This window comes from Micromonospora sp. A200 (genome assembly GCF_029893845.1).
GTDB classification, from domain to species: Bacteria; Actinomycetota; Actinomycetes; order Mycobacteriales; family Micromonosporaceae; genus Micromonospora; species Micromonospora purpureochromogenes.
On record NZ_JARXXY010000016.1, the window covers coordinates 82,241 to 105,464 of the forward strand.

General features: G+C 74.9%; 19 protein-coding genes. 14 read left to right on the forward strand and 5 right to left on the reverse strand.

The genetic code is table 11. From position 1 onward, the window contains the following. Positions 1-229: 229 nt before the first annotated feature. The 3 genes from M2302_RS17310 to M2302_RS17320 all read left to right on the forward strand — a co-directional run bounded on the left by M2302_RS17310 (position 230) and on the right by M2302_RS17320 (position 1,926). On the forward strand, positions 230-577 hold the full coding sequence (locus M2302_RS17310; protein ID WP_280838907.1) for a hypothetical protein: 348 nt from the start codon (positions 230-232) through the stop codon (positions 575-577). Positions 578-709: 132 nt separating this feature from the next. Further along, the gene (locus M2302_RS17315) at positions 710-1,477 is read left to right on the forward strand and encodes an SGNH/GDSL hydrolase family protein (protein WP_280838908.1); all 768 of its coding nucleotides are present in this window, start codon (positions 710-712) and stop codon (positions 1,475-1,477) included. A 2-nt stretch (positions 1,478-1,479) separates the two neighbouring features. Beyond that, entirely contained in the window at positions 1,480-1,926 is a 447-nt protein-coding gene (locus M2302_RS17320; protein ID WP_280838909.1) for a hypothetical protein, read from the forward strand. Between the two features lie 89 nt (positions 1,927-2,015). On the opposite strand, the gene M2302_RS17325 is transcribed toward M2302_RS17320, so the two are convergent. Further along, positions 2,016-3,218 carry a hypothetical protein gene (locus tag M2302_RS17325; protein ID WP_280838910.1) on the reverse strand — a complete coding sequence of 401 codons (1,203 nt, stop codon included), beginning with the start codon at positions 3,216-3,218 and terminating at the stop codon, positions 2,016-2,018. Further along, positions 3,211-3,738, reverse strand: coding sequence for a sigma-70 family RNA polymerase sigma factor (locus M2302_RS17330; RefSeq protein ID WP_280838911.1), 528 nt, complete (start codon positions 3,736-3,738; stop codon positions 3,211-3,213). The genes M2302_RS17325 and M2302_RS17330 overlap by 8 nt, the downstream gene beginning before the upstream one ends. Positions 3,739-3,852: 114 nt before the next feature. On the opposite strand from M2302_RS17330, the gene M2302_RS17335 reads away from it, so the two are divergent. Beyond that, positions 3,853-4,755 carry a sulfurtransferase gene (locus tag M2302_RS17335; protein ID WP_280838912.1) on the forward strand — a complete coding sequence of 301 codons (903 nt, stop codon included), beginning with the start codon at positions 3,853-3,855 and terminating at the stop codon, positions 4,753-4,755. A 56-nt stretch (positions 4,756-4,811) separates the two neighbouring features. Here the strand turns inward: M2302_RS17335 and M2302_RS17340 are convergent, their stop codons facing one another. Then, positions 4,812-5,396, reverse strand: coding sequence for a TetR family transcriptional regulator (locus tag M2302_RS17340; protein WP_280838913.1), 585 nt, complete (start codon positions 5,394-5,396; stop codon positions 4,812-4,814). A gap of 100 nt (positions 5,397-5,496) precedes the next feature. Here M2302_RS17340 and M2302_RS17345 point away from each other — a divergent pair, with 100 nt between their 5' ends. Together M2302_RS17345 and M2302_RS17350 are read left to right on the forward strand one after the other, a co-directional pair. Then, positions 5,497-6,651 carry an FAD-dependent oxidoreductase gene (locus M2302_RS17345; RefSeq protein WP_280838914.1) on the forward strand — a complete coding sequence of 385 codons (1,155 nt, stop codon included), beginning with the start codon at positions 5,497-5,499 and terminating at the stop codon, positions 6,649-6,651. A gap of 9 nt (positions 6,652-6,660) precedes the next feature. Next, a complete protein-coding gene (locus M2302_RS17350; RefSeq protein ID WP_280838915.1) occupies positions 6,661-7,233 on the forward strand; it encodes a VanZ family protein in 573 nt (190 codons plus the stop codon). Here M2302_RS17350 and M2302_RS17355 read toward each other — a convergent pair. Further along, positions 7,121-8,488 (reverse strand): MFS transporter, encoded by a 1,368-nt coding sequence (locus M2302_RS17355; RefSeq protein ID WP_280838916.1) that lies wholly within the window; start codon positions 8,486-8,488, stop codon positions 7,121-7,123. The genes M2302_RS17350 and M2302_RS17355 overlap by 113 nt on opposite strands. A 109-nt stretch (positions 8,489-8,597) precedes the next feature. Here M2302_RS17355 and M2302_RS17360 point away from each other — a divergent pair, with 109 nt between their 5' ends. The 8 genes from M2302_RS17360 (at position 8,598) to M2302_RS17395 (ending at position 22,619) form a co-directional block, all read left to right on the forward strand. Beyond that, complete coding sequence (locus tag M2302_RS17360; RefSeq protein WP_280838917.1) at positions 8,598-10,385, forward strand: HSP90 family protein; 1,788 nt, start codon at positions 8,598-8,600, stop codon at positions 10,383-10,385. Positions 10,386-10,392: 7 nt separating this feature from the next. Continuing rightward, a complete protein-coding gene (locus M2302_RS17365) occupies positions 10,393-13,230 on the forward strand; it encodes a hypothetical protein (RefSeq protein ID WP_280838918.1) in 2,838 nt (945 codons plus the stop codon). 230 nt (positions 13,231-13,460) lie between these two features. Continuing rightward, positions 13,461-14,087: a TetR/AcrR family transcriptional regulator gene (locus tag M2302_RS17370; protein ID WP_088959622.1), complete on the forward strand. Its 627-nt coding sequence runs from the start codon at positions 13,461-13,463 to the stop codon at positions 14,085-14,087. A gap of 197 nt (positions 14,088-14,284) precedes the next feature. Next, complete coding sequence (locus M2302_RS17375; RefSeq protein ID WP_280838919.1) at positions 14,285-15,622, forward strand: biotin carboxylase N-terminal domain-containing protein; 1,338 nt, start codon at positions 14,285-14,287, stop codon at positions 15,620-15,622. A gap of 155 nt (positions 15,623-15,777) precedes the next feature. Beyond that, positions 15,778-16,698, forward strand: coding sequence for a hydroxymethylglutaryl-CoA lyase (locus M2302_RS17380; protein WP_280838920.1), 921 nt, complete (start codon positions 15,778-15,780; stop codon positions 16,696-16,698). 257 nt (positions 16,699-16,955) lie between these two features. Next, positions 16,956-18,488, forward strand: a complete 1,533-nt coding sequence (locus tag M2302_RS17385; protein WP_280838921.1) for an acyl-CoA carboxylase subunit beta — start codon at positions 16,956-16,958, stop codon at positions 18,486-18,488. Between the two features lie 79 nt (positions 18,489-18,567). After that, entirely contained in the window at positions 18,568-19,722 is a 1,155-nt protein-coding gene (locus M2302_RS17390; protein WP_280838922.1) for an acyl-CoA dehydrogenase family protein, read from the forward strand. Positions 19,723-19,838: 116 nt separating this feature from the next. Then, a complete protein-coding gene (locus M2302_RS17395) occupies positions 19,839-22,619 on the forward strand; it encodes a helix-turn-helix domain-containing protein (RefSeq protein ID WP_280838923.1) in 2,781 nt (926 codons plus the stop codon). 94 nt (positions 22,620-22,713) lie between these two features. On the opposite strand, the gene M2302_RS17400 is transcribed toward M2302_RS17395, so the two are convergent. After that, on the reverse strand, positions 22,714-23,169 hold the full coding sequence (locus M2302_RS17400) for a MarR family transcriptional regulator (RefSeq protein WP_280838924.1): 456 nt from the start codon (positions 23,167-23,169) through the stop codon (positions 22,714-22,716). Between the last annotated feature and the right edge of the window lie 55 nt (positions 23,170-23,224).

A 23,224-nucleotide genomic window follows, 5' to 3' on the forward strand; every position in this document is an offset into this window, starting at 1 on the left:
GCCGGAAGAGCTGACCGGACCTCGCCCCGGCCGGCGTCGATGCCTTCCGACGGTAGTCGCGTCCTCACCAGACTGTCACCTAGCGGGTCGCCTGCCGTCCGGCCCGCTCCGGGGCCGCCCGTGACCCCCCGTGCAGGGGCGGCCCCGCCCCACGTCCGAAGGAGGTCGAGATGCGCCAACCGTTTCACTGGCTACGGTGCTGGGCCGCGCGGGCGAACGGGAGCGGCCGATGATCTTCAGCCAACTCCCGGTACCCCGCCTCGGCCCGCACGCCGATCGGCCTCGCGCGTACCCGCCGGACCGCCCACCGCACCTGCCGATCCGCCCGCTCTGGGTGTGCCGCGGCTGCGGCCTGCCGTGGCCCTGCGCCGAGGCTCGGCTGCTCCTCAAGATCGAGTACGCCGATCAGCCGGTCGAGCTGGCCATCTACCTCTCCGGGCTCTATCACGAGGCCACCCACGACCTGTTCCAGCTGAACCCGCACGACGGGCCCACTCCACGGGACCTGTTCGCCCGGTTCGTCGCGTGGGGGCCGTACCGGCGGCCGATCGTCGAGCCTCCGGACGACGACCGGTGAGCTGACCGGATCGGTTCGCTGGTGGAACCGGATCGATGACCTCCGCCACGTTCGCCCGACGGGTGGCAGCGCCGGGAACCGACCCGGTGACAGACTGGTCGCCGCAGGCAACGAAGACGTTAGGGAGGCGGCGTGCGCTGGCGCAGCTTCGTCGCGGTGGGGGACAGCTTCACCGAGGGCATGGACGACGCGTACCCGGACGGCACCTACCGCGGGTGGGCCGACCTGGTGGCGACCCGACTGGCCGCCGAGGCCGGCCCGGACTTCGGGTACGCCAACCTGGCGATCCGGGGCCGGCTCTTTCCCAGTGTGGTGGCCGAGCAGGTGCCCGCCGCGCTGGCGATGAAGCCGGATCTGATCAGCTTCGCGGCCGGCGGCAACGATGCGCTGCGCCGCAACTTCGACCCGGACACCCTGGTCACCCGCTTCGACGACGTGGTGCGGCAGCTCCGCTCCGGCGGCGCCGACGTGATCCTGTTCCGGTTCGCCGACGTGATGGCGCGGCTGCCCGGCCAGCGCCTCGTCGCTCCCCGGATGGAGCTGATGAACCGGGCGGTCGGCGAGACCGCCGAGCGGCACGGCGCGATCCTGGTCGACCTGTACGCCGACGACACCTTCCTCAACCCGATGCTGTGGAGCACCGACCGGCTGCACCTGTCGGCCGCCGGGCACCGGCGGGTCGCCGCCCAGGTGCTGACGGCGCTGGGGGTGGGCTGCGACGAGGAGTGGCTGCTGGTCCCGGCGCAGCCGGCTCCCACGCCCTGGCTGGCCGCTCGCGCCGCCGACCTGCGCTGGGCCGGCCAGCACCTGGCCCCGTGGATCAAGCGGCGGCTCACCGGGCGGTCCTCCGGCGACACCGTCACCGCCAAGCGCCCGCTGCTCGGGCCGGTCAGCGACTGACCGTGCGGACCATCCACGCCGCCACGCTGCTGCGGTCGACGCCGGACGACGAGCCGGTCCCCGGCCGCGCGGTGCTCGTCACCGGGAACCGGATCGAGGCGGTCGCGCCGCTCGACGAGCTGACGGAGGCGTACCCGCAGGCGCGGGTGCGGCGGTGGGCCGGCACCCTCGGGCCGGCGCTGGTGCACGACGGGCCCCTGCCGCCCGCACCGAGCCCGCGCGAGCGGGTGCACGCGCTGTTCCGGCTCGGCGTCGCCGCGGTGCTCGCCGCGCACGTCACCGAGCCGGAGCTGCGGGCCGCCGCCGCCCGCAACGACGTCGTGGTGCTCGACCGGGTACGCCCGCCGGCGCTGGTGCCGGCCGGCCGCGCCGACCTGGCCGTCTTCGCCGCCGACGGCACCTGCCTCGCCACGGTGGTCGCCGGCCGCCTGGTGCACCGCCGGGCCTGACCGGCGCGCCGGAGCGTGGACTGCTCCGGGCGCCAGGACCAGGCGTCGGTGCCGACGGGTCGACGGTTGTCGACCGAGCCGGGGCCGGATCAGGAGAACCAGGTCCAGGTGCGGTCGACGCCCGAGCCGACGCCGACGATCCGCCAGACGCCGTCGCCCTGGAGCACGAGCGTGCCGTCGGTCAGCCTCCCCACCTGCACCACGCTGCTGCCGCTGTGGGCGAGGGCGTCCCGCAGCGCCGGCTGGTCTACATAGCCGCCGTCCACCCAGAAGCCGACCCGCCCGTGGCTGTTGGCGAAGATGGCACCGTCGCCAGCAGCGGCGAACCCGCCGTTGACGGGGGCATGTGGCATCCCCGGTCGCGGCTGCCACTGGTCACCGACCAACCGCCAGACGGCACCCCGCCGATCGTCCACGAGCCAGGCGTCACCCCCGTCGGGTGACACGGTGAGGGTCGCCGAGGCGGTGAGGGGAGGCAGCTTCCGCCAGGTCGCCGCCCCGTCGGCGGAGACCACGACGGTCGCCTGCCCGTCCCTGAGGCTGGCCAACCAGAGCCGGCCGTCGCCGCCCTCGACCAGATCGACCCGGGTGTTCGTGTCGAGGGCCAGCGGCGGCTGCGTCCGGACCGGTACGCGGCCGAGTCGGGCGAGGTGGAACCGGTCGCAGTCCTCGCCGCGCGCCTCCTGCTCAGCCGGGCAGGCCAGCCGGAAGCCGCTGGGCGTCTCCGCAACCGACCAGGCGTCCCGGTACGGTGGCCCGCCCGGACGGCTGGTGAAGGTCTTACCGCCGTCCGTGGTCACCAGGAATCTGCCGCCCGTCGCGACGGCGAGCGTCCGCTCGTCCACCGGCATCAACTGGGCTCCGCCGTCGCCCACCGGCAGCGCTGCGCCCTGCCAGGTCGCCCCGCCGTCGGTGGTCCGCCCGAGCGTCCGCCGGCAGTCGGTCGGCGCCTCCCGGGTGCAGGTGTCGAAGAGAGCCCAACCGTGCCGCGCGTCGACGAACCGTAGGTCGACCAGCGCGCCGGCCGCTCCCGGCACCACCACCTTCCGCTCGGTGAGCCGGCCCGGGGTGGGCGTTGGTGGCGTGGGCGGCCGGTCGTCGCGCCCGGCGACGGCGAGTGCGCCCGTCGGAGCGCCCACGAGCAGGGCGACGAGCCCGGCCAGCAGGCCACGCCGCCGACGTCGGCGGGCGCGTACCCGGCGTTGGGCCGCCGCGACGCCCGGGGGCCGGAAGGTGGTCAGCGCGTCCGCCTCGAACTCGGCGAACATCTCGTCCAGGGCGGTCTCACGCATCGTGGGCCTCCTGCCGCTCGGTGAGGTGGGTGGCCAGCGCGGCGCGTCCCCGGGAGAGCCAGGAGCGGACGGTGCCCTCCGCCGCACCGACCTGCTCGGCGATCTCCCGGACGCTCAGCTGGGCCAGGTGGTGCAGCACGATCGCCCGCCGCTGCGTGGCGGGCAGGGTGGCCAGCGCCCGGGTCAGCGCCACCCGGTCGGGTTCCGGCCCGGGTACGTACTCCTCGCGCTGCCGGGCCAGGTGCCGGACGGCGGTACGCATCCGACGCAGCCGGCTGGTCGCCAGGTTCCATGCGACCCGGCGCACCCAGGCGGACGGGTCGTCGTACCCGCTGACCCGGTCCCAGCGTTCGAGCAGTCGGCAGAACGCCTCCTGGGTGAGGTCCTGCGCCTCCGCCCCGTCCCCCAGGTACGCGTGCAACTGCACCGCGATCCGGTGGAAGTGGCCCTCGTAGAGGCCGGTGAAGTCCACGGGTGGCGTGACGGCCCGGGTCGGCCCGGTGTCCGGCCGTACGGTCATGTCGATCCTCTGTGGTCGGCGGGTTCGTCCCTGTCACGTGCCGGCGGTCACATCCGCTGCACCCGATTTCCGATGGCCGGCCGCCGTGCCGGGATCCGGCGTACCTTGGAGATCATGCCTGTGCCGAGCGATCCGAATCCCCGCCTCCAGTCGTACGCCGATCCGCAGCGCCTGGTCACCACGGAGTGGCTGGCCGAGCACCTGGGCGACGAGGGCCTCGTCGTGGTGGAGTCCGACGAGGACGTGCTGCTCTACGACACCGGTCACATCCCGGGCGCCGTCAAGGTCGACTGGCACACCGAGCTGAACGACCAGGTGACCCGGGACTACCTCGACGCGAAGAGCTTCGCCGAGCTGTGCGCCGCCAAGGGCATCGGCCGCGGCGACACGGTGGTCTTCTACGGCGACAACTTCAACTGGTGGGCCGCGTACGCGCTCTGGGTCTTCTCGCTCTTCGGTCACCCGGACGTACGGCTGCTCGACGGCGGCCGGCAGAAGTGGATCGCCGAGGGGCGGGAGCTGACCCGGGAGAAGGTGACCCGTCCCCGGGCCGAGTACCCGGTGCCGCAGCGCGACGACACGCCGATCCGGGCGTACCGCGAGCAGGTGATGGCGCACGTGGCCGCCGGCCGGCCGCTGGTGGACGTCCGGTCGCCCGGCGAGTACACCGGCGAGATGCTGCACATGCCGGACTACCCGCAGGAGGGCGCGCTGCGCGGCGGGCACATCCCGGGCGCGGTCAACAAGCCGTGGAAGTCCGCCGCCAACGAGGACGGCACCTTCAAGTCCGCGGACGAGCTGCGCGCCATCTACGCCGACCAGCTCGGGCTGAGCCCGTCGGACGACGTGGTGGCGTACTGCCGGATCGGTGAGCGGTCCAGCCACACCTGGTTCGTGCTGCGGCACCTGCTCGGCTACCCGCAGGTGCGCAACTACGACGGCTCGTGGACCGAGTGGGGCAACCTGGTCCGGGCGCCCGTCGCCAAGGGCGACCAGCCGGGCGGCATCGCCGGCTGATCCCACCCGCCGCACCGACGGCCGTGGTCACCGCTGGGTGACCACGGCCGTCGTCGTCACGGGGTACGCCCGTCCGGGGCCGTCCCGGTCAGGTAGCGCTGGAGGGTGGGGCCGACCCAGCCGACCAGCTCGGCCGGCGCCGCGTCCACCATGGGCGGCAGGCCGACGATGTAGCGGGTGAAGGCCAGGCCGAGGATCTGGCTGGCCACCAGGCCGGCGCGGCGGGCGGTGGTCGCCGGGTCGGTGCCGAACCGGGCCACGACCGCGCCGAGCTGGTCGGCGAAGATGCCGCGGATCCGCTCGGCGGCACCCGGGTTGGTGCTGGCCGCCCGGAGCAGGGCGGCGAGCGTCTCGTCGCCCTCCCAGCGGTCCAGGAAGTGCCGGACCAGAACCTCGCCGAGCTGCCCGGTCGGCACGTCGGCCAGATCCGGCAGCCGCAGGTCGAACTCGGCCGCCGCCGCGAAGAGTCCCTCCTTGTTGCCGTAGTAGCGCATCACCATCGACGGGTCGATCCGGGCGTCGGCGGCGATGGCGCGGATGGTGGCGCGCTCGTATCCGTCGGCGGCGAACCGTTCCCGGGCGGCGCGCAGGATCGCGGCGCGGGTGGCGTCCGAGCGGCGGGCGGGGGTTGCGGCGGTCATGCCCCCGACTCTATGCCAACAAGCGTTGACACGGCGCTCCGACCCGGCCTAGCCTTGCCTACAAGCGTTGGCAAACACTTGTTGACATAGGAGGTGGGCCATGTTGCCCGAGCGCACCGACGTCCTGGTGGTGGGGGCCGGGCCGACCGGCCTGACCGTCGCGGCCACCCTCGCCCAGCGGGGGGTGGACGTGACCGTGGTCGACCGCGCCGCGCAACCGCCGGTCACCTCCCGGGCCGCCGTCGTGCACGCGTACACCCTGGAGATGCTGGACCGGATCGAAGCCGCCGCGCCGCTGGTGGCCCGGGGAGCGGCGTCGCACCGGTTCACCGTCCGCGACCGCGACCGGGTGCTGTTCGGCGTCGGCTTCGACGACCTGCCGAGCCGCTACCCGTACGCGCTGCTGGTCTCCCAGGCGGTCACCGAGGCCGTGCTGACCGACCGGCTCACCGCGCTCGGCGGCCGGGTCCACCGGCCGTACGAGGTGAGCAGCCTGGACCGCGACGACGCCGGCGCGGTGGTCGGGTTCGCCGACGGCGGCCGCGTCCACGCCCGGTGGGTGATCGGCGCGGACGGCATGCACAGCACCGTGCGCGAGCTGGCCGGGATCGGCTTCGGCGGACCGGCCGGCCGCGGCGAGTCGTTCGTCCTCGCCGACGTGCGGGTGCGCAGCGTGCTGCCCCGCGACGAGATCGCGCTCTTCCTGGCCCGGCCGGGGCCGCTGGTCTGGGCGCCGCTGCCGGACGGGGTGGTCCGGGTGGTCGCCTCGGTCGCCCAGGCCCCGTGCGCGCCGGACGCCGCCTACTTCCAGGCGCTGCTCGACGAGCGGGGGCCGGCCCGACGGCCGGACCGGGTCACCGACGTGATCTGGAGTTCCCGGTTCCGGATCCACCACCGGGTCGCCGACACCTACCGCGCCGGCCCGGTGCTGCTGGCCGGCGACGCCGCGCACGTGCACAGCCCGGCCGGCGGGCAGGGGATGAACCTCGGGATCTGCGACGCGGTCGCCCTCGGCGGCACCCTCGCCGACGTGGTCGCCGGCGGACCCGACACCCTGCTCGACGACTACTCGGCCGCGCGCCGACCGCTGGCCGAGGAGGTCGCCGGCTTCGCCGACCGGCTGACCCGGCTCGCCACCGTTCCGCCGGTCGCCCGCCCGCTGCGCGACCTGGTGCTCCGCGCCGTCGCCGGCGCGCCCACCGTCCGTCGGCGGCTGGCGCTGCGCCTCTCCGGACTGGCCCAGCGTCCCGGCTAGGCTGCCCCGATGACGCAGGTGTGGCGGGAGTGGGGCGACGTGCTGCTCGCCACGCTGGTCGCGGTGCCGGTGACGGTGCTGCTGGTCGCGCTGCTGGCCCGGGCCCGCGCCGCGCCGACCCGCCGGGAGGCGTGGCGGCGCAGCGCCGCCGAGGTGGGCATGGTCGCCGGGACGCTGCCCTGGGTGTGGATGATCCTCACGCCGCGCGCCGCGCCCGGCGAGGTGAAGCTGGTGCCGCTGGTCGACCTCGTCGATCTCGTCGCGGCCGGCCCACCGGCCACCGTCGTGGTCCAGGTGGTCGGCAACCTGCTGGTCTTCGCCGCGCTGGGCTTCCTCGCCCCGGTACGCTCCGCCGCCCTCGCCGGCGTCGGCCGGCTCTTCCTGCTCGGTGCCGCCGCCTCCGCGCTGGTCGAGTCCGCCCAGTACGCGCTGGACCTCGGCCGGGTCACCTCCGTCGACGACGTGCTGCTCAACGCGACCGGGGCGGCCCTGGCCGGGCTGCTGTCCCGACGGTGGTGGGCGGCGGGGCGTCGTCCGGTGCCGGCGCGGCCGGCCGCAGTGCCCGCCACGCCGCGAGCGTGACCAGCGCGAAGACCACCGCCGCCGCCCCGACCACCGGGCCCACCCCGTACGCCGCCCCGGCCAGCCCGGCGAGCGACGCGCCGACCGGCGCGGTGAGCAGTGCGGCCATCCGCTGGGTGGCACCCACCCGACCGAGCAGCGCGGTCGGCACCCGACCCTGCCCGTACGCCGCCCACAGGCTGTTCCACACCGTGCTCCCACCCGCGAAGACGGCCAGCGCGAGCCCGGCCGGCACCGGGTGCCGGGCCAGCGCGAACCCGGCCAGGGCGACGGTCTGCGCGAGGAGCACCGCGCGCAACGCGGGGGTGGTGCCGAGCCGGGCGGCCAGCCGCCCCGCCCCGAGCGCCCCGGCCAGCCCGCCGAGCACGACCGCCGCCATGAACAGCCCGTACCCGGCCGGCGGCACCCGCAGCACGTCCAGCGCGTAGAGCACCAGCACCGCCATCAGCGCGCTGATCGCCAGGTTCGTCCCCGCGCTGAGCAGGGTGATCCGCCACATCGTCGGCTCACCCCGCAGCCACCGCACCCCGTCCGCGGCCTCCCGCCACACCGAGCGCCCCGTGCTGCCGCGCTCGCGGCGGCCCTCGCGCCCGTCCGGGCCGGCGGCGGTGCCCCGTCGACCGGGACCGGGTGCCGACTGGGCGCTGCCAGGCCGGGCGCCGCGACGCCGACCGGGGCCGGCGGCGGACCGGGACAGGGCGAGGGTGAGCAGGGCGGCGAGGGCGAAGGTGGCCGCGTCCACGGTGAGCGGGACGCTCGGCGAGACCGCGAACAGCACCCCGGCGAGCGGGGCGCCGAGCAGGCCGCCGGCCAGCGCGGTGCCGGCCTGGAGGCGGCCGTTGGCGGCGGGCAGGGCCGGCGCGGGAACCAGCGCGGGCAGCAGCGCGAACGAGGCGGCGTCGAAGAGGACGCCGAGCGCGGCGAGCAGGAACGCCGTCGCCACCAGCGCCGGCACACCGGCGCCGTCCACCACCACCGCCCCGGCCAGCGCGGCGACCACGACCGCGCGCAGGCCGTCCACCAGCGCCATCGTCCGGCGGCGGTCCCAGCGGTCGGCGTACACGCCGCCGAGCAGGCCGAGCAGCAGCGGCGGGAGTAGCCCCGCGACGGTCACCACGGCCACCGCCCGGGGGTCGCGGGTCAGCGTCGCGGCCAGCAGGGCCAGCGCCGGCGTACGCAGGGCGTCGCCGAACCGGGAGGAGACGGCGGCGGACCAGAGCAGCCGGTAGTCCCGGCCGAGTGGGGTGGCGGTCATGCCGACGGACCCTGCCCTCTCGACCGGGTCGAGGGTCAAGGCGACCACGGGTCGGACAGCGTCGGTGATCACCGGTACGGTGAGCGCCGAATCCGACCGGGGAGAGCGTGTGGACCGCACCTTCCAGGTCGACCTCCGTGGCGTGGTCGATCTGCTCAGTCATCACCTCTACGGCAGCCCACGGGTGTACGTCCGGGAACTGCTCCAGAACGCCGTCGACGCGATCACCGCCCGCCGCGCCACCGAACCGGACGCCCCCGCCCGGGTACGGATCGAGCCGCCGGAGCTGACCGGCGACGGCACGCTGCGGGTGCACGACACCGGCGTCGGCCTCACCGAGGCGCAGGTGCACGAGCTGCTGGCCACCATCGGCCGCAGCTCCAAGCGCGACGAGCTGGGCTTCTCCCGGCACGAGTTCCTCGGCCAGTTCGGCATCGGCCTGCTCTCCTGTTTCCTGGTCGCCGACGAGATCCGGGTGGTCACCCGGCACGCCGACCAGCCGACCGTGCTCTGGACGGGCTGGTCCGACGGCCGGTACGCCGTCCGGCTCGCCCCGCCCGAGCAGGCCCGGCCGGAGCCCGGCACCACGGTCACGCTGGTGCCCCGCCGCGACGCCGACCAGTGGCTCGGCGTGCCGACGGTGACCGAGCTGGCCCGCCTCTACGGCAGCCTGCTGCCGGTCGACGTGCGGGTCGGCGACACCCCGACCACCGCCGGGCCGCCGCCCTGGCCGACCGCCCCCGGCGCGCCGCTGGACCGGGCGGCCCTGGTCCGGTACGCGCAGGAGACCCTCGGCTTCGTCCCGTTCGACGTGGTGCCGCTGGCGGTGCCGGAGGCCGGGCTGACCGGGGTGGCCTTCATCCTGCCCACCCCGGTGAACCCGGCGGCGCGGGCCGGGCACCGGGTCTACCTCAAGCGGATGCTGCTCACCGAGCACGCCGACGGGCTGCTGCCGGACTGGGCCTTCTTCGCCCACTGCGTGGTGGACGCCAGCGAGCTGCGGCCCACCGCCAGCCGCGAGGCGCTCTACGAGGACACCCTGCTCACCGGCACCCGGGACGCCCTCGGCGACCAGGTGCGCGGCTGGCTGGTCCGGCTGGCCAAGCACGACCCGCGCCGGCTCGCCGAGTTCCTCCAGGTGCACCACCTGGGGGTCAAGGCGCTGGCCCTGCACGACGACGAGATGCTGCGCCTGGTCGACCAGTGGTGGCCGATGGAGACCAACGTCGGCACGCTCACCCTCGCCGAGTTCCGGCAGCGCCACGGCCTGCTCCGGTACGCCGCCAGCCTCGACGAGTTCCGCCAGCTCGCCGCCGTCGCGGCGGCGCAGGACCTGGCCGTGGTCAACGGCGGCTACACGTACGACACCGAGCTGATCGAGCGGCTGCCCGCGGTGGACCGGTCGGTGCTGATCGAACGGCTGGAGCCGAGCGATCTGACCACCCGCTTCGACGCGCTCGAACCGCACGTCGAGTTGGCCCTGCGGCCGTTCCTGACCGGCGCCCAGCGGGCCCTGGAACGGCTCGGCTGCGAGGTGGTGGTCCGGGCGTACGACCCGGTCTCGCTGCCGGCGCTCTACCTGGTCAGCCGCTCGGCGGCGTTCAACGACCAGCTCGCCGCCAGTCGCGAGAAGGCCGACGAGCTGTGGGGCGGCGTGCTGGACGCGCTGGCCGCCGCCGCCCCGCCGGACCGCCCGCAGCTGGTGCTCAACCACCGCAACCCGCTGGTCCGCCGGGTCACCACGCTGACCGACCCGGAGCTGGTCGGGCTCGCCGTCGAGGCGCTCTACGGGCAGGCGCTGCTGCTCGGGCACCACCCCATCCGCGCGGCCGACGCCGCCCTGCTGAACAGTTCCTTCCTCGGCCTGCTCGGCCGGGCCGTACCTGGACGGGAGTGAACCGACCGTGAGCGACGACGACCTGTGGCGGCTGCTGCACGAGGCCCACAACATGCCGTACGGGGCGGGGCAGACCGCCGCGCTGGAACAGCTGATCCGGCGGGCCGACGCCGGCGACGACCGGCACCTCGCCTTCGCCGCCCGGATGCAGGCCACCACCGCGTACGTCTACGGCGGCGAGCCGGCGAAGTCCTTCGTGACCTTCTCCTGGTGCCTCGCCGAGTTCGACCGGGACCCGCAGCCCTACCACCAGCGCTTCGCCCACCAGCTGCTCTGGCACTTCAAGTACATGGTCAGCGCCATGCTGAAGTTCCCCGAGCTGCCGCTGGACCGCACCTACGCGGTGCTGGATGACATGGAGCGGCGGTACCGGGACACCGGGCACTCGCTCCAGGCCGTGTACAAGCACCGCTACCTGGTGGCGTCGCACCTCGGGGCGCACGACGAGGCGGCCGACTGGTACCGCCGGTGGATGACCACCCCACGCGACGCCCTCTCCGACTGCGCCGGCTGCGACCCGACCACCCAGGTGCACCACCTGTCCGAGGTGGGTCGGCACGACGAGGCGGTGGCCCTGGCCGAGCCGGTGCTCGCCGGCCGGCTCAGCTGCACCGAGCAGCCGCAGGCGATCCTCACCGCGCTGCTGCCGGCGTACCTGGGTAGCGGGCGGGGGGAAGCCGCGCGGAACGCCCACCGGGAGGCGTACCGGCGGCTGCGATCGAACCTCTCCGACCTGTGGGAGATCGCCGACCACGTCGAGTTCTGCACCCTGACCGGGAACGACGCCCGGGCCCTGGAACTCGTCGAGCGGCACCTGGACTGGCTGGACCGGGCGCCCACCCCGGCCGCGGCCATGCACTTCGCCGCCACCGCCGCGGCGGCGCTGCGGCAGGTGCCGGGCGAGTTGACCGTGCACCGCCGGGCGTTCGGCGACCGGCCGGCCGGGGAGGTGCCGGTGGGCAGCCTCGCCGCCGAGCTGACCGACGCGGCGACCGCGCTGGCCGCCCGGTTCGACGCGCGCAACGGCACGGCGTACCAGTCGGAGGTGGTCGCCCGGCGGCTCGCCGCGCAGCCCGTCGGGGAGCACCTGCCGCTCTCGGCCAGCCTGCGTCGCCGCCCGACCCGCACCCCCGAGCCGGCGCCAACCGACGTGGCCGGGGCGGAGCCGGTGCAGGTGCCGGCCGGGGCGAGCGCAGAGGAACTGCTCGCCCTCGCCGACGAGTGCTGGCGCACCCACCGCACCGACGACTGCGCCACCGTCCTCAAGGCGTACGACGAGCGGTTCGGCGGTGCCGAACTGCCGGCGGCCACCGTGGCGCGGCGGCTGGAGCTGCGCGCAGGCGAGCTGAACGACGACGGTGACCCGGCGGCCTCCATCGAGGCCAACCGGGTGGCGCTGGCCGCCTGGCGGGCGGTGCCCGACCCGGTGCGCGCACAGGTGGTGGCCGGGCGCCTCGGCGCGCTGCTCTGCATGACCGACGAGGGCGCCGAGGAGGGGCTGGCGCTGGCCCGTGAGTCGGCGGAGCAGCTCGACCGGCACGGCGACCAGCGGGAGCGGGCCGCCGCGCACGACCGGCTGGCCCTGGCGTACGTGCACCGGCAGCGCTGGGGCGACGCGCTCGACGAGATCGACCGGGCCGCCGCCGAGGCGGACGTCGACCCGTGGCTGGCGGCCCGGGTGGCGCTGCACCGCGCGCACGTCCTGGAGGAGCTGGACCGGGGCGAGGAGATGGGCGAGGCCGCCGAGCGGGCCCGCCGGCTGAGCCGCGACGTGGGTTCGGCCGGCATGCTCGTCGCCGCCTGCCTGGCGTACGCCCGCTGGGCCGACGACCCGGCCGAGGCCGTCGCCGCCTGTGACGAGGCGCTGCGGGTCGCCCCGGCGGACGCCCGGCTGGCGGTCCGGGTGGCCCGGGGCCGGGCGCTGCTCGCCGCCGACCGGGCCGCCGACGCGGTGGACGACCTGGCCGAGGCGGTGACCCTCTGCGTGGAGCAGGGCGCCGAGGGCGACGCCTTCCTGCGGTGGGAGCTGGCCAACGCCTACCGGGTGGCCGGCCGGCTGAGCGAGGCCGCCGAGGTGGCCGAGGAGGCGGTGCTCGGGCTGGACCGGCTCGGTGCCCAGGCCGAGGCGGACCGGTGCCGGCACCTGCTGGCCGGCGTCTACGAGGGCCTGGGTGAGATCGACCCGGCGCTCGCCCTGCTGGAACAGCTCGCGGAGAACCTGGACAGCCCGGACAACCTCCCGCACCGGGCGCAGGTGCTGGAGGAGGCCGGCGGCATCCTCTACGACGCCGACCGGGACGCGCTGGCCGCGCAACGGTTCGCCGCGTCGGCATCGGCGTACCGGCTGGCCGAGCTGCCGCTGGACGAGCTGCGGGCCCGGCGGCGGCAGCTGCTGGCGCTCTTCTGGTCCGGTGACCTGCCGGCCGCCTCGGCGCTCGTCGACGTGGTGGACGAGGCCGCGGCGGCGCTCACCGGGCTGCCCGAGGAGCCGCCCGTGGTGACGTACGAGCGGGCCCTCGCGGCCGAGGCGGTGGCCCGGGTGCTGACCGCCGAGGACCGTACGGTCGCGGCGCTGGACCGGCTGGACGGCGTGGCCGACCGGCTGCGGTCGATCGAGGCGTTCGGCGAGGCGGCGCAGGTCGAACTGCTCACCGGTGACCTGCTGCTGCGCGGTGACCGGCCGGCCGACGCGGAGCGCCTGCTCCGCGAGGTGCTGGGCGGGCTGCCGCCCGGCTCCCGGCCGGCCGGCCAGGCGGCCTGGCTGCTCGCCCGGGCTCTCGACGAGCTGGGCCGGTCCGCCGAGGCGGCGAAGCTGCGTGCCGACCACGGGATCGAGGAGAACTGACGGCGGTCGCCGCCCCGGGCGGCGGTGTCCGCGCTGCGTCGTCCCGGCCGGTCCGGCCCGGCCGACCCGGCCTGGTCCGGCCGTGCCGACCAGCCCGGGTTGCCCGGCCGTGCCGACTCGGCCAGGGTGGCCTGGTGGGGCGCACGCGGTGGGCCGGCGGCGGGGGCGGTGAACCGACCGACCGGTAACCGAGCCTCCACGACGGCCGGCGCGCGGTCTAGGCTTGCCCGGTGGCGGTGGAGCAGCAGGCGCGGGGCGGGGCGAACGGCGCGACGGGCGCGGGCCGACGCCGGTCCCGTCGGGACGAGATCCTGGAGATCGCGGTCGGCCTCTTCGCCGCGCGCGGCTACCACGGCGTGTCGATGGACGACATCGGCGCCGCCGCGGGCGTGACCGGGCCGGCGCTGTACCACCACTTCGCCGGCAAGGAGGCGATGCTGGTCGCCGCGCTGATCCCGGTCAGCGAGGGGCTGCTCGCCGGCGGCCGGGACCGGGCCGCCGGCCACCCGGACGACCCGCGCGGCGCGCTGGAGTCGCTGATCGACTTCCACGTCGACTTCGCGCTGGCCAACCCGGCGGTGATCGCGCTGCACCTGCACGAGCTGGACCGGCTCCCCGACGAGCCGCGCCGCAAGATCCGCCGGCTCCAGCGGCTCTACGTCGAGGAGTGGGTGACCGTGCTGACCGCGCTGCACCCGGGGCTGCCCGACGGCGAGGCGCGGGTGCTGGCCCACGCCGCCTTCGGCCTGATGAACTCCACGCCGTTCCTCGGCGGCGAGGTCGACCGCCGCCGCCGCGCCGAACTGCTCCGCGCCGCCAGCCTCGCCGCCCTCCTCGCCCCCACCGACCCCGCCTGACCCCCCGGGCCCGCCGCGCCCCCCGCCGGCCTCTCGGCCCGTCCGCTTCGGTGATCAAGAAGTTTGCGTCAGGAATCCGGCTCAAGCCGACGCAAACTTCTTGATCACCACGTCGGCGGGGGCCGGGCGACTCGTGAGTAACCGGCGGCTCGTGGTTACCTGGCACCCGTCCCCACCCCTGGACGTCGGGAGGAAACATGATCGAGTCGCTGCTGGTCGCCAACCGGGGCGAGATCGCCCGCCGGATCATCCGTACCGCCAAGCGGCTCGGTATCCGCGCGATCGCGGTGCACTCGGAGGCCGACGCCGGCCTGCCGTTCGTCACCGAGGCCGACGAGGCGGTCTGCGTCGGCCCGGCCAACCCGGCGCAGAGCTACCGGAACGTCGAGGCGATCCTCGCCGCCGCCAAGTCGACCGGCGCGCAGGCGATCCACCCCGGCTACGGCTTCCTCTCGGAGAACGCGGACTTCGCCCGTACCGTCGAGGCCAGCGGCCTGATCTGGGTCGGGCCCCGCGCGGACGCGATCACCGCGATGGGTGACAAGATCAACGCCCGGAACCTGATGGCGGCGGCCGGTGTTCCGGTCGCGCCCGGCACCACCGACCCGGCGGCCGACCTGGCCGCGGCGGTCGCGGCCGCGGCGGAGATCGGCTACCCGGTGATGGTCAAGGCCGCTGCCGGTGGCGGCGGCATGGGCATGGGCGTGGCCACCGACGAGACCGCCCTGCGCACCGAGTACGACAAGGTGCGCTCCTTCGCCGAGCGGATGTTCGGCGACGGCTCGGTGCTGATCGAGCGGTACTTCCCCCGGGTACGCCACGTCGAGGTGCAGATCCTCGGCCTGGCCGACGGCCGGGTGGTGGCGCTGGGCGAGCGGGAGTGCTCGGTGCAGCGGCGCAACCAGAAGCTGGTCGAGGAGTCCCCGTCGCCGGCGGTCTCCCCGGAGCTGCGCGGGCGGTTCCTGGCAGCGGCGGTACGGGCCGGCGAGGCGGTCGGCTACCGCAACGCCGGCACGGTGGAGTGCCTGCTCGACCCCGCCACGAACGAATTCTTCTTCCTGGAGATGAACACCCGCCTCCAGGTCGAGCACCCGGTGACCGAGTTGGTCTACGGCGTGGACCTGGTGGAGGAGCAGCTGCGGGTGGCGGCCGGCCTGGCGCCGACGTTCGACCCGGACGCGCTCGCCCCGCGCGGGCACGCCATCGAGCTGCGGATCAACGCGGAGGACCCGAAGCGCTTCCTGCCGGGGCCCGGCGCGATCAAGACCTGGGTCGAGCCGACCGGCGAGGGCGTGCGGGTCGACTCCGGCTACATCGAGGGCAACACGGTCACCCCGTTCTACGACAGCCTGATGGCCAAGCTCATCGTCAGCGGCGCCACCCGCGCCGAGGCCATCGAGCGCGCCAAGGCGGCCGTCGCCGCCTTCGAACTGGCCGGCCCGAAGAACAACCTCCCCTTCTTCGCCGAACTCCTGGAGAACGAGGAGTTCCTCTCCGGCGACTACGACACCGGCATCGTCTCCCGCATGCGCTGACCCCTCGACCCCCGTTGATCATGAAGTTGTTGCCCCGACACGCCGAGGGGGAGGGCAATAACTTCATGATCGACAGGGTCGGGTGCGGACGGGCGGTGCGGAGTGGGAGGGTGGGGGGACGCGCACAGCACTACGTCACAGTGAGGTGACCCCTTATGGCGGAACTGCCGGACTTCGTCTCCATCCGTGAGGTCGGGCCGCGGGACGGGCTCCAGAACGAGGAGCCGATCCCCACCGACGCCAAGGTGCGGCTGCTCGACGCGCTCTCCGGCACCGGCGTCAAGCGGATCGAGGCGGTGTCGTTCGTGCACCCGAAGGCGATCCCGCAGATGGCCGACGCCGACGAGGTGTGGCAGCGCGCCACCCGGGCCGACGGGGTGCGCTACTCGGCCCTGGTGCCCAACACCCGGGGTGCGCAGCGGGCCCTCGCGGCCGGGTTCACCGAGATCGAGGTGGTCGTCTCGGCCAGCGACACGCACAACCGGCGCAACGTCAACCGCTCGACCGAGGAGTCGCTGGACGACATCGCCGAGCTGATCGACCTGCTGCACGGCGCCGGCGCCCGGGCCGAGGTGATCGTGGCGACCAGCTTCGGCTGCCCCTACGAGGGCGACGTCGACCCGCAGCGGGTGGCCGGCATCGTCGACCGCGTCGTCCGCGACGGCGCCGACCGGGTCGCGTTCGGCGACACCACCGGCATGGGTACGCCCCGGCGGGTCCGCGAGCTGGTCACCGCCGTACGGGACCGCAACGCGCACATCCCGGTGCTGCTGCACTTCCACAACACCCGGGGCACCGCCCTGGCCAACCTGCTGACCGCGCTCGAGCTGGGCGTCACCGAGTTCGACGCCAGCGTCGGCGGCCTCGGCGGCTGCCCGTACGCCCCGGGAGCCAGCGGCAACCTGGCCACCGAGGAGGCGGTGCACATGCTGCACGACATGGGCATCGACACCGGCATCGACCTGGACGCGCTGATCGAGGCGGCCGAGCTGGCCGAGGAGCTGGTCGGCAAGAAGCTCCCCTCCGGCGTCCTGCGCGCCGGCCCTCGCACCCGCCTCACCCCGCTGCCGACCTGACCCCCGCACCCAGCCCCAGCCCCCCGGCCCCGCTCGCGGTGATCAAGAGGTTTGCGTCAGATCCACGCGGATTCCTGACGCAAACTTCTTGATCACCACTGTCGATCGGTACCGGGCGGGCGCCGGGCGGGCGCGTCCGGGGGTGGTGACCGCACCCATGGGTCGCCGAAGCGGAGAGCGATGCGCTAGCCTAACGATCGTTCAGGTCAGTCGGTCCGCTCACGAGGTGGCCCGGCCCAGGCGGCGAGGGAGTCGGCGTGACGCTCGACGGTGAGGCACTGGAGCAGCTGCGCAAGCGCGCCCGGGCCGGCGGTGCGGACAAGTACCACGCGGCGAACGCCGCCAAGGGCAAGCTCTTCGCCCGCGAACGGGTCACGCTCCTGGTCGACGAGGGTTCCTTCGTCGAGGACGGCCTCTACGCGAACGCGATGGCCGACGGGCTGCCCGCCGACGGCGTCGTCACCGGCACCGCCACCATCGACGGCCGGCAGGTCTGCCTGATGGCCAACGACTCGACGGTCAAGGCCGGCAGCTGGGGCGCCCGCACGGTCGAGAAGATCATCCGGATCATCGAGCGGGCCTACTCGACCGGCGTGCCGATGGTCTACCTGGTCGACTCGGCCGGCGCCCGGATCACCGACCAGGTCGACCTGTTCCCGGGTCGGCGCGGCGCCGGCAAGATCTTCTGGAACCAGGTCCGCGCCTCGGGTTCCATCCCGCAGGTCTGCGCGCTGTTCGGGCCGAGCGCGGCCGGCGGGGCGTACATCCCGGCGTTCTGCGACGTGGTGGCCATGGTGGACGGCAACGCCAGCATGTACCTCGGCTCGGACCGGATGGTCGAGATGGTCACCGGCGAGAAGACGACGCTGGAGGCGATGGGCGGCGCCAAGGTGCACTGCGCCGAGTCCGGGGTCGGGCACTTCCTCTGCAAGACCGAGGCCGACGCGCTCGACGTGGTGCGGACCTACCTGTCGTACCTGCCGGCGAACTGGACCCAGCAGCCGCCCGCCGCGCCCGCCAAGCAGGCGTCCGACAAGGTCGACCTGGCCGCGCTCGTGCCGGCCAGCGAGCGGCAGGCCTTCGACATGCGCCGGTACGTCAAGGGCCTGCTCGACGACGGCTCGTTCTTCGAGATCCAGGCGCTCTGGGCCAAGGAGCTGACGATCGGCTTCGGCCGGCTGAACGGCGAGGTCGTCGGCGTGGTCGGCAACAACTCGATGTTCAAGGGCGGGGTGCTCTTCGTCGACTCCGCCGACAAGGCGACCCGGTTCGTGCAGCTCTGCGACGCCTTCAACGTGCCGCTGCTCTTCCTGAGCGACGTCCCCGGCTTCATGGTCGGCAGCGCGGTGGAGAAGCAGGGCATCATCCGGCACGGCGCCAAGATGATCACCGCGATCTCCGAGGCGACCGTGCCGAAGATCTGCGTGGTGGTCCGCAAGGCGTACGGCGCGGGCCTCTACGCGATGGCCGGGCCGGGCTTCGAGCCGGACGCGACCATCGCGCTGCCCACCGCGAAGATCGCGGTGATGGGGGCGGAGGCCGCGGTGAACGCCGTCTACGCCAACAAGATCGCCGCGATCGCCGACGAGACCGAGCGGGCCGCCTTCGTCGCCGCGAAGCGCGAGGAGTACGAGCGGGACATCGACGTCGTCCGGCTCGCCAGCGAACTGGTGGTCGACGCCATCGTCGAGCCGCACGAGCTGCGCGCCGAGCTGGTCCGCCGGTTCGCCGCCGCGCGTACCAAGGACCGGCACTTCTCCCGGCGCCGGCACGGCGTCACCCCGGTCTGACCCCCGACCCACACCACCCGACGCGGCGTCACGAGCGCCCGGCGGCCCGTCCACAGAGGCGTCCCACCAGGAGGATCAGATGGACTTCCGGCTCACCGAGGAACAAGAGGCGCTGCGGTCCAGCGTGCGGGACTTCGCGCGTGAGGTGGTCGCCCCGGTCATCGCCGAGCACTACGAGAAGCACACCTTCCCGTACGAGGTGATCCGCCAGATGGGCAAGATGGGCCTGTTCGGCCTGCCCTTCGGTGAGGAGCACGGCGGCATGGGCGGCGACTACTTCGCGCTCTGCCTCGCCCTGGAGGAGCTGGCCCGGGTCGACTCCAGCGTGGCGATCACCCTGGAGGCCGCGGTCTCCCTCGGCGCGATGCCGATCTACCGGTTCGGCACGGAGGAGCAGAAGGCGACCTGGCTGCCGAAGCTGCTCAGCGGCGAGGCGCTGGCCGGTTTCGGGCTGACCGAGCCGGGCACCGGCTCCGACGCCGGCGGCACCCAGACCCGCGCGGTGCTGGACGAGGCGACGAACGAGTGGGTGATCAACGGCTCGAAGGCGTTCATCACCAACTCGGGGACCGACATCACCGCGCTGGTCACGGTCACCGCGGTCACCGGCACGAACCCGGACGGCTCGAAGGAGCTGTCGACCATCATCGTGCCGACGGGGACGCCGGGCTTCACGGTGGCGCCGGGCTACTCCAAGGTCGGCTGGACCGCCTCGGACACCCACGAGCTGACCTTCGACGACTGCCGGGTGCCGGCGGCGAACCTGCTCGGTGAGCGCGGCCGGGGCTTCGCGCAGTTCCTGCGGATCCTCGACGAGGGTCGGATCGCCATCGCCGCGCTCGCCGTCGGCCTCGCCCAGGGCTGCGTCGACGAGTCGATCAAGTACGCGAAGGAGCGGCACGCCTTCGGCCAGCCGATCGGCAACTACCAGGCGATCCAGTTCAAGATCGCCGACATGGAGCTGAAGGCGCACACCGCCCGGCTGGCGTACTACGACGCCGCCGCGCGGATGCTGGCCGGTGAGCCGTTCAAGCGGCAGGCGGCGATCGCCAAGCTGCACGCCAGCACGATCGCGGTGGACAACGCCCGCGAGGCCACCCAGATCCACGGCGGCTACGGCTTCATGAACGAGTACCCGGTCGCCCGGTTCTGGCGGGACTCCAAGATCCTGGAGATCGGCGAGGGCACCTCCGAAGTGCAGCGCATGATCATCGCCCGCGACCTGGGCGTCTGATCCGGCCCCCGGCCCCTGCCGCGCCGCCGCACGGGAGGGGCCTGTCGGATTCCGGCGCGTCGGCTGGACGACGCACCCGTGTCGACCGTCGTATCCGGTCCGTACCCTTCGTGGCCATGACACCGGCTCATGATCACCAGTTGGCGCCGGGTGGTCGTACCCCGCTGGCGGAGCTGTTGCGAGGGCATCGGCTCCGCGCCGGTCTCACCCAGGCCGAGCTGGCCCACCGGGCCGGGGTCGGCGTGCGGACCGTCCGTGACCTGGAGCGCGGCCGGTCCAGCCGGCCGCAGCGCACCACCGTGGAGCTGCTCGCCGACGCGCTCGGCCTCACCGACGGGCCGCGCGCCGCCTTCCTCACCACCGCCCGTGGACGGGTCGCCGTCCCGGCCGTCGCCGGGGACCCGGGCCGCGCGCCGGCCGCCGGGTCCGCGCCCGGTGAACCCCACCCCGCAGGTACGCCGATCGCGCTGCCGCCCCCGGTCGAGCTGATCGGGCGGGAGCGGGACCTGGCCGACCTCGCCGCGCTGCTCACCACGGGCCACTGGCCGCGGGTGGTGACCCTGGTCGGGCTGGCCGGCGTGGGCAAGACGGCGCTGGCCCTGGCGGTGGCGCACGAGGTCGTCACCGCGTATTCCGGCGGCGTGGCCGGTGTGCTCGTCGGCGAGGGCTCCGACGCCGCCGACGTGCTGGCCGCGATGAGCACCGTGCTCGGCGCGGCCCGCCTGCCCGACCTGGCCGTCCGGTTGCGCAACCGGCCGGCTTTGCTGCTGGTGGACGCGGCCGAGCGGGCCCCGGACCCGCTGGCCGAGGCGCTGCGGCAGCTCACCGACGCGGTGCCGAGCCTGCGGGTGCTGGTGACCGGGCGGCACCCGGTGGGCGTACCCGGGGAACTGGTCCGTCCGGTGGCGCCGCTGGACGTGCCGCCGGCCGACGTGGTGGACGCCGCCGACCTGGCCCGCTACCCGGCGGCGGCGCTCTTCGCCGCGCGACTCGCCCGGGTCCGCCCCGAGCCGCCCGACCCGCGGGAGCTGCCCGCCCTGGCGGCCCTGGTGCGCCGGCTCGGCGGGCTGCCGCTCGCGATCGAGCTGATGGCGGCCCGGGGCCGGATCCTCGACCTCGACGAACTGCTCGACCGGTACGGCGACCGGGTCCTCGACCTGGCCAGCCCCGACCTGGGCCGACGCGGCTGGGAGGCCGCCGAGCCGGCGGGGTCGGGCCGCGCGCGGGCGGCGGTGGCGGTGACCCTGCGCGAGGCGGTGGCCACCAGCTACCGGCTGCTCGCCGCCTCGGAGCGCGCGGCCGTGCGCCGACTCTCCGCGTTCGCCAACCGCTGGTCGGTGGAGCTGGCCGAGGAACTGCTGGCCGACGAAGCCGACCAGGACGGCGCGGTCGTCGTCGACCCGGTTCCGCTGCTGGACCGGCTGGTGGAGCTGGGGCTGCTCAGCATCCGGGGTTCTGGTCCGTTCCGCTTCCGGCTGCTCGACGCGGTCCGGGACTTCGCCGTCGAGCGGGCCGCCGGCCTGGGCGAGCTGACCGCGATCCGCCGCCGGCACGCCGTCGTCGTGGCCCGACTGGTCACCCGGACGGCACCGGACCTGGTCGGGGCGAAACTGCCCGCCGCCGTACGCCAGCTCGACGAGGCGACCAGCGACATCAGCGCCGCCCTGGCGCACGCCGCCACCGACGACCCGCTGACCGCACTGCGGCTGGCGGCGGCGCTGACCCGCTGGTGGCGGCTGCGGGGGCGGGACGTCTCCGGGCGGCAGTGGCTGCGCCGGCTGCTGGCCGACCCGCGTACCGCCGACGCCGACCCGGTGCTGCGGGCCTGGGCGCTGCTCGGGGTGGCCCGGCTCGCCGCCGAGCACGGCGCGGGGGCGCAGGAGCTGCCGACGGCCCGCGCCGCGCTCGACGTCTTCGCCGCACACGGCGAGGTCACCGGTGAACTGGAAGCCCGGACGGTGCTCTGCGCGCTGCTCGTCGCCACCGGCGAGCACGACGAGGGGCGCGAGCAGGCGCAGGCGGTGCTGGCGCTGGCCACCCGGCACGGCCGGATCCGCGACATGGCGGTCGCCCAGAACAACCTCACCTGGCACGAGATCCGCCTCGGTGACCTGACCGGCGCCCGGCGGCGGCTGGCCATCGTCGACCGACTGGCCGCCCAGTGCGACGAACGGCGGCTGCGGCTGCTGGCCCGGGCCAACCTGGCCGACGTGGCCCGCCTCCAGGGCCGGTACGCCGAGGCGGTGGAGCAGGGCCGCCGGGTCGCCGGTGCGCTGGCGGACCTGGGCGACCCGGGACACCGTCGTCGGGTTCTCGGCACGGTCGGCCTGGCGCTGGCCGGGGACGGTCGGCTGGACGAGGCCGTCGACGTGCTGGCCGAGCTGCGGGCGGAGGCGCGCCCGGTGCCGCTCCCGGGTCCGGCGGTCCCGGCCGACGGGCCACCGGCGGCCGCCGCCGTGCCGCGCTGCGACGTGGTCCCGTCCGGACCCGCGCTGCCGAACGGTGTCGTCGCGGCCCGCTCCGGGCCGGTGTCGCCGGGAGCCGTGGTGCCGTCGCCGTCCGGATCGGGCTGGCTCGGGTGGCCGGTGGGGCAGGGGCGTGCGAGCACGGCGGTGGCGACCCCGCAGCCGGAGGAGGGGGTCGTCGCCCTGATCGAGGGGACGGTGGCGCTGCACCGGGGCGACCGGGAGCTGGCCGCGGAGTGGTTCGGGGCGGCGGTGGAGGCCGGTGTCGACGGTCAGTACCGCCGGGACGTGGTCGAGGCGTTGGTGGGGCTGGCGGCGAGCACGGGCGACCCGGCCGTGCTGGACCGTCTCGACCGGGCCTGCCGGGAGAGCGGGATCCGCCTGCTGCCGTACGAGCAGGATCTGCTTCGCGGGCTCCGCCCGGTCGGATGAGAACCGGGCGTCGTCCACGCGACCCGGCCCCTGTGCGGCCGGCGAGCGAGGATCGGCATGACCGACCACCCGGCGAACGCGAGTGGTCGACGCACTAGCCGCGGGTGTGCTTGCGGATCTCCTCGGTGGCCTCGCGGTAGGCGGGTGCGGCGTGGGTGAAGTAGTCGAAGAGCAGGTCGAGCTGCTCGGGCGTGTAGCGGGCGAGGACGTCGGCGATTCTGCGGCGTCCGGGTGCGACGACCTGGTCGATGCGCGTGAGCGCGTCGGGGACCGGTTGGACCACGACCTTGCGGCGGTCGGACGGGTCCGCGGCCCGGCGTACGTAACCGGCGCGTTCGAGCCGGTCGATCAGGCGCGTCGTGGCGCCGGTGGTCAGGCCGGTCCGGGTGGCCAGTTCGCCTGAGGTCAGCGCGCCGTCGAGGCTGATCAGGCTCAGCGCGTACCACTCGGTCGCGTGCAGGCCGGCGGCCTCGGCGCCCGCCATGCCGTGCAGCCCGACGGCGTCCAGGTAGCGCCGGAAGATCACGTGCCGCTCCTGCGGACTTGCCATCTCGTCGATTCCTTCTCTAATATCTGCACGTGCGCAGATACTGCACGTGCGCAGT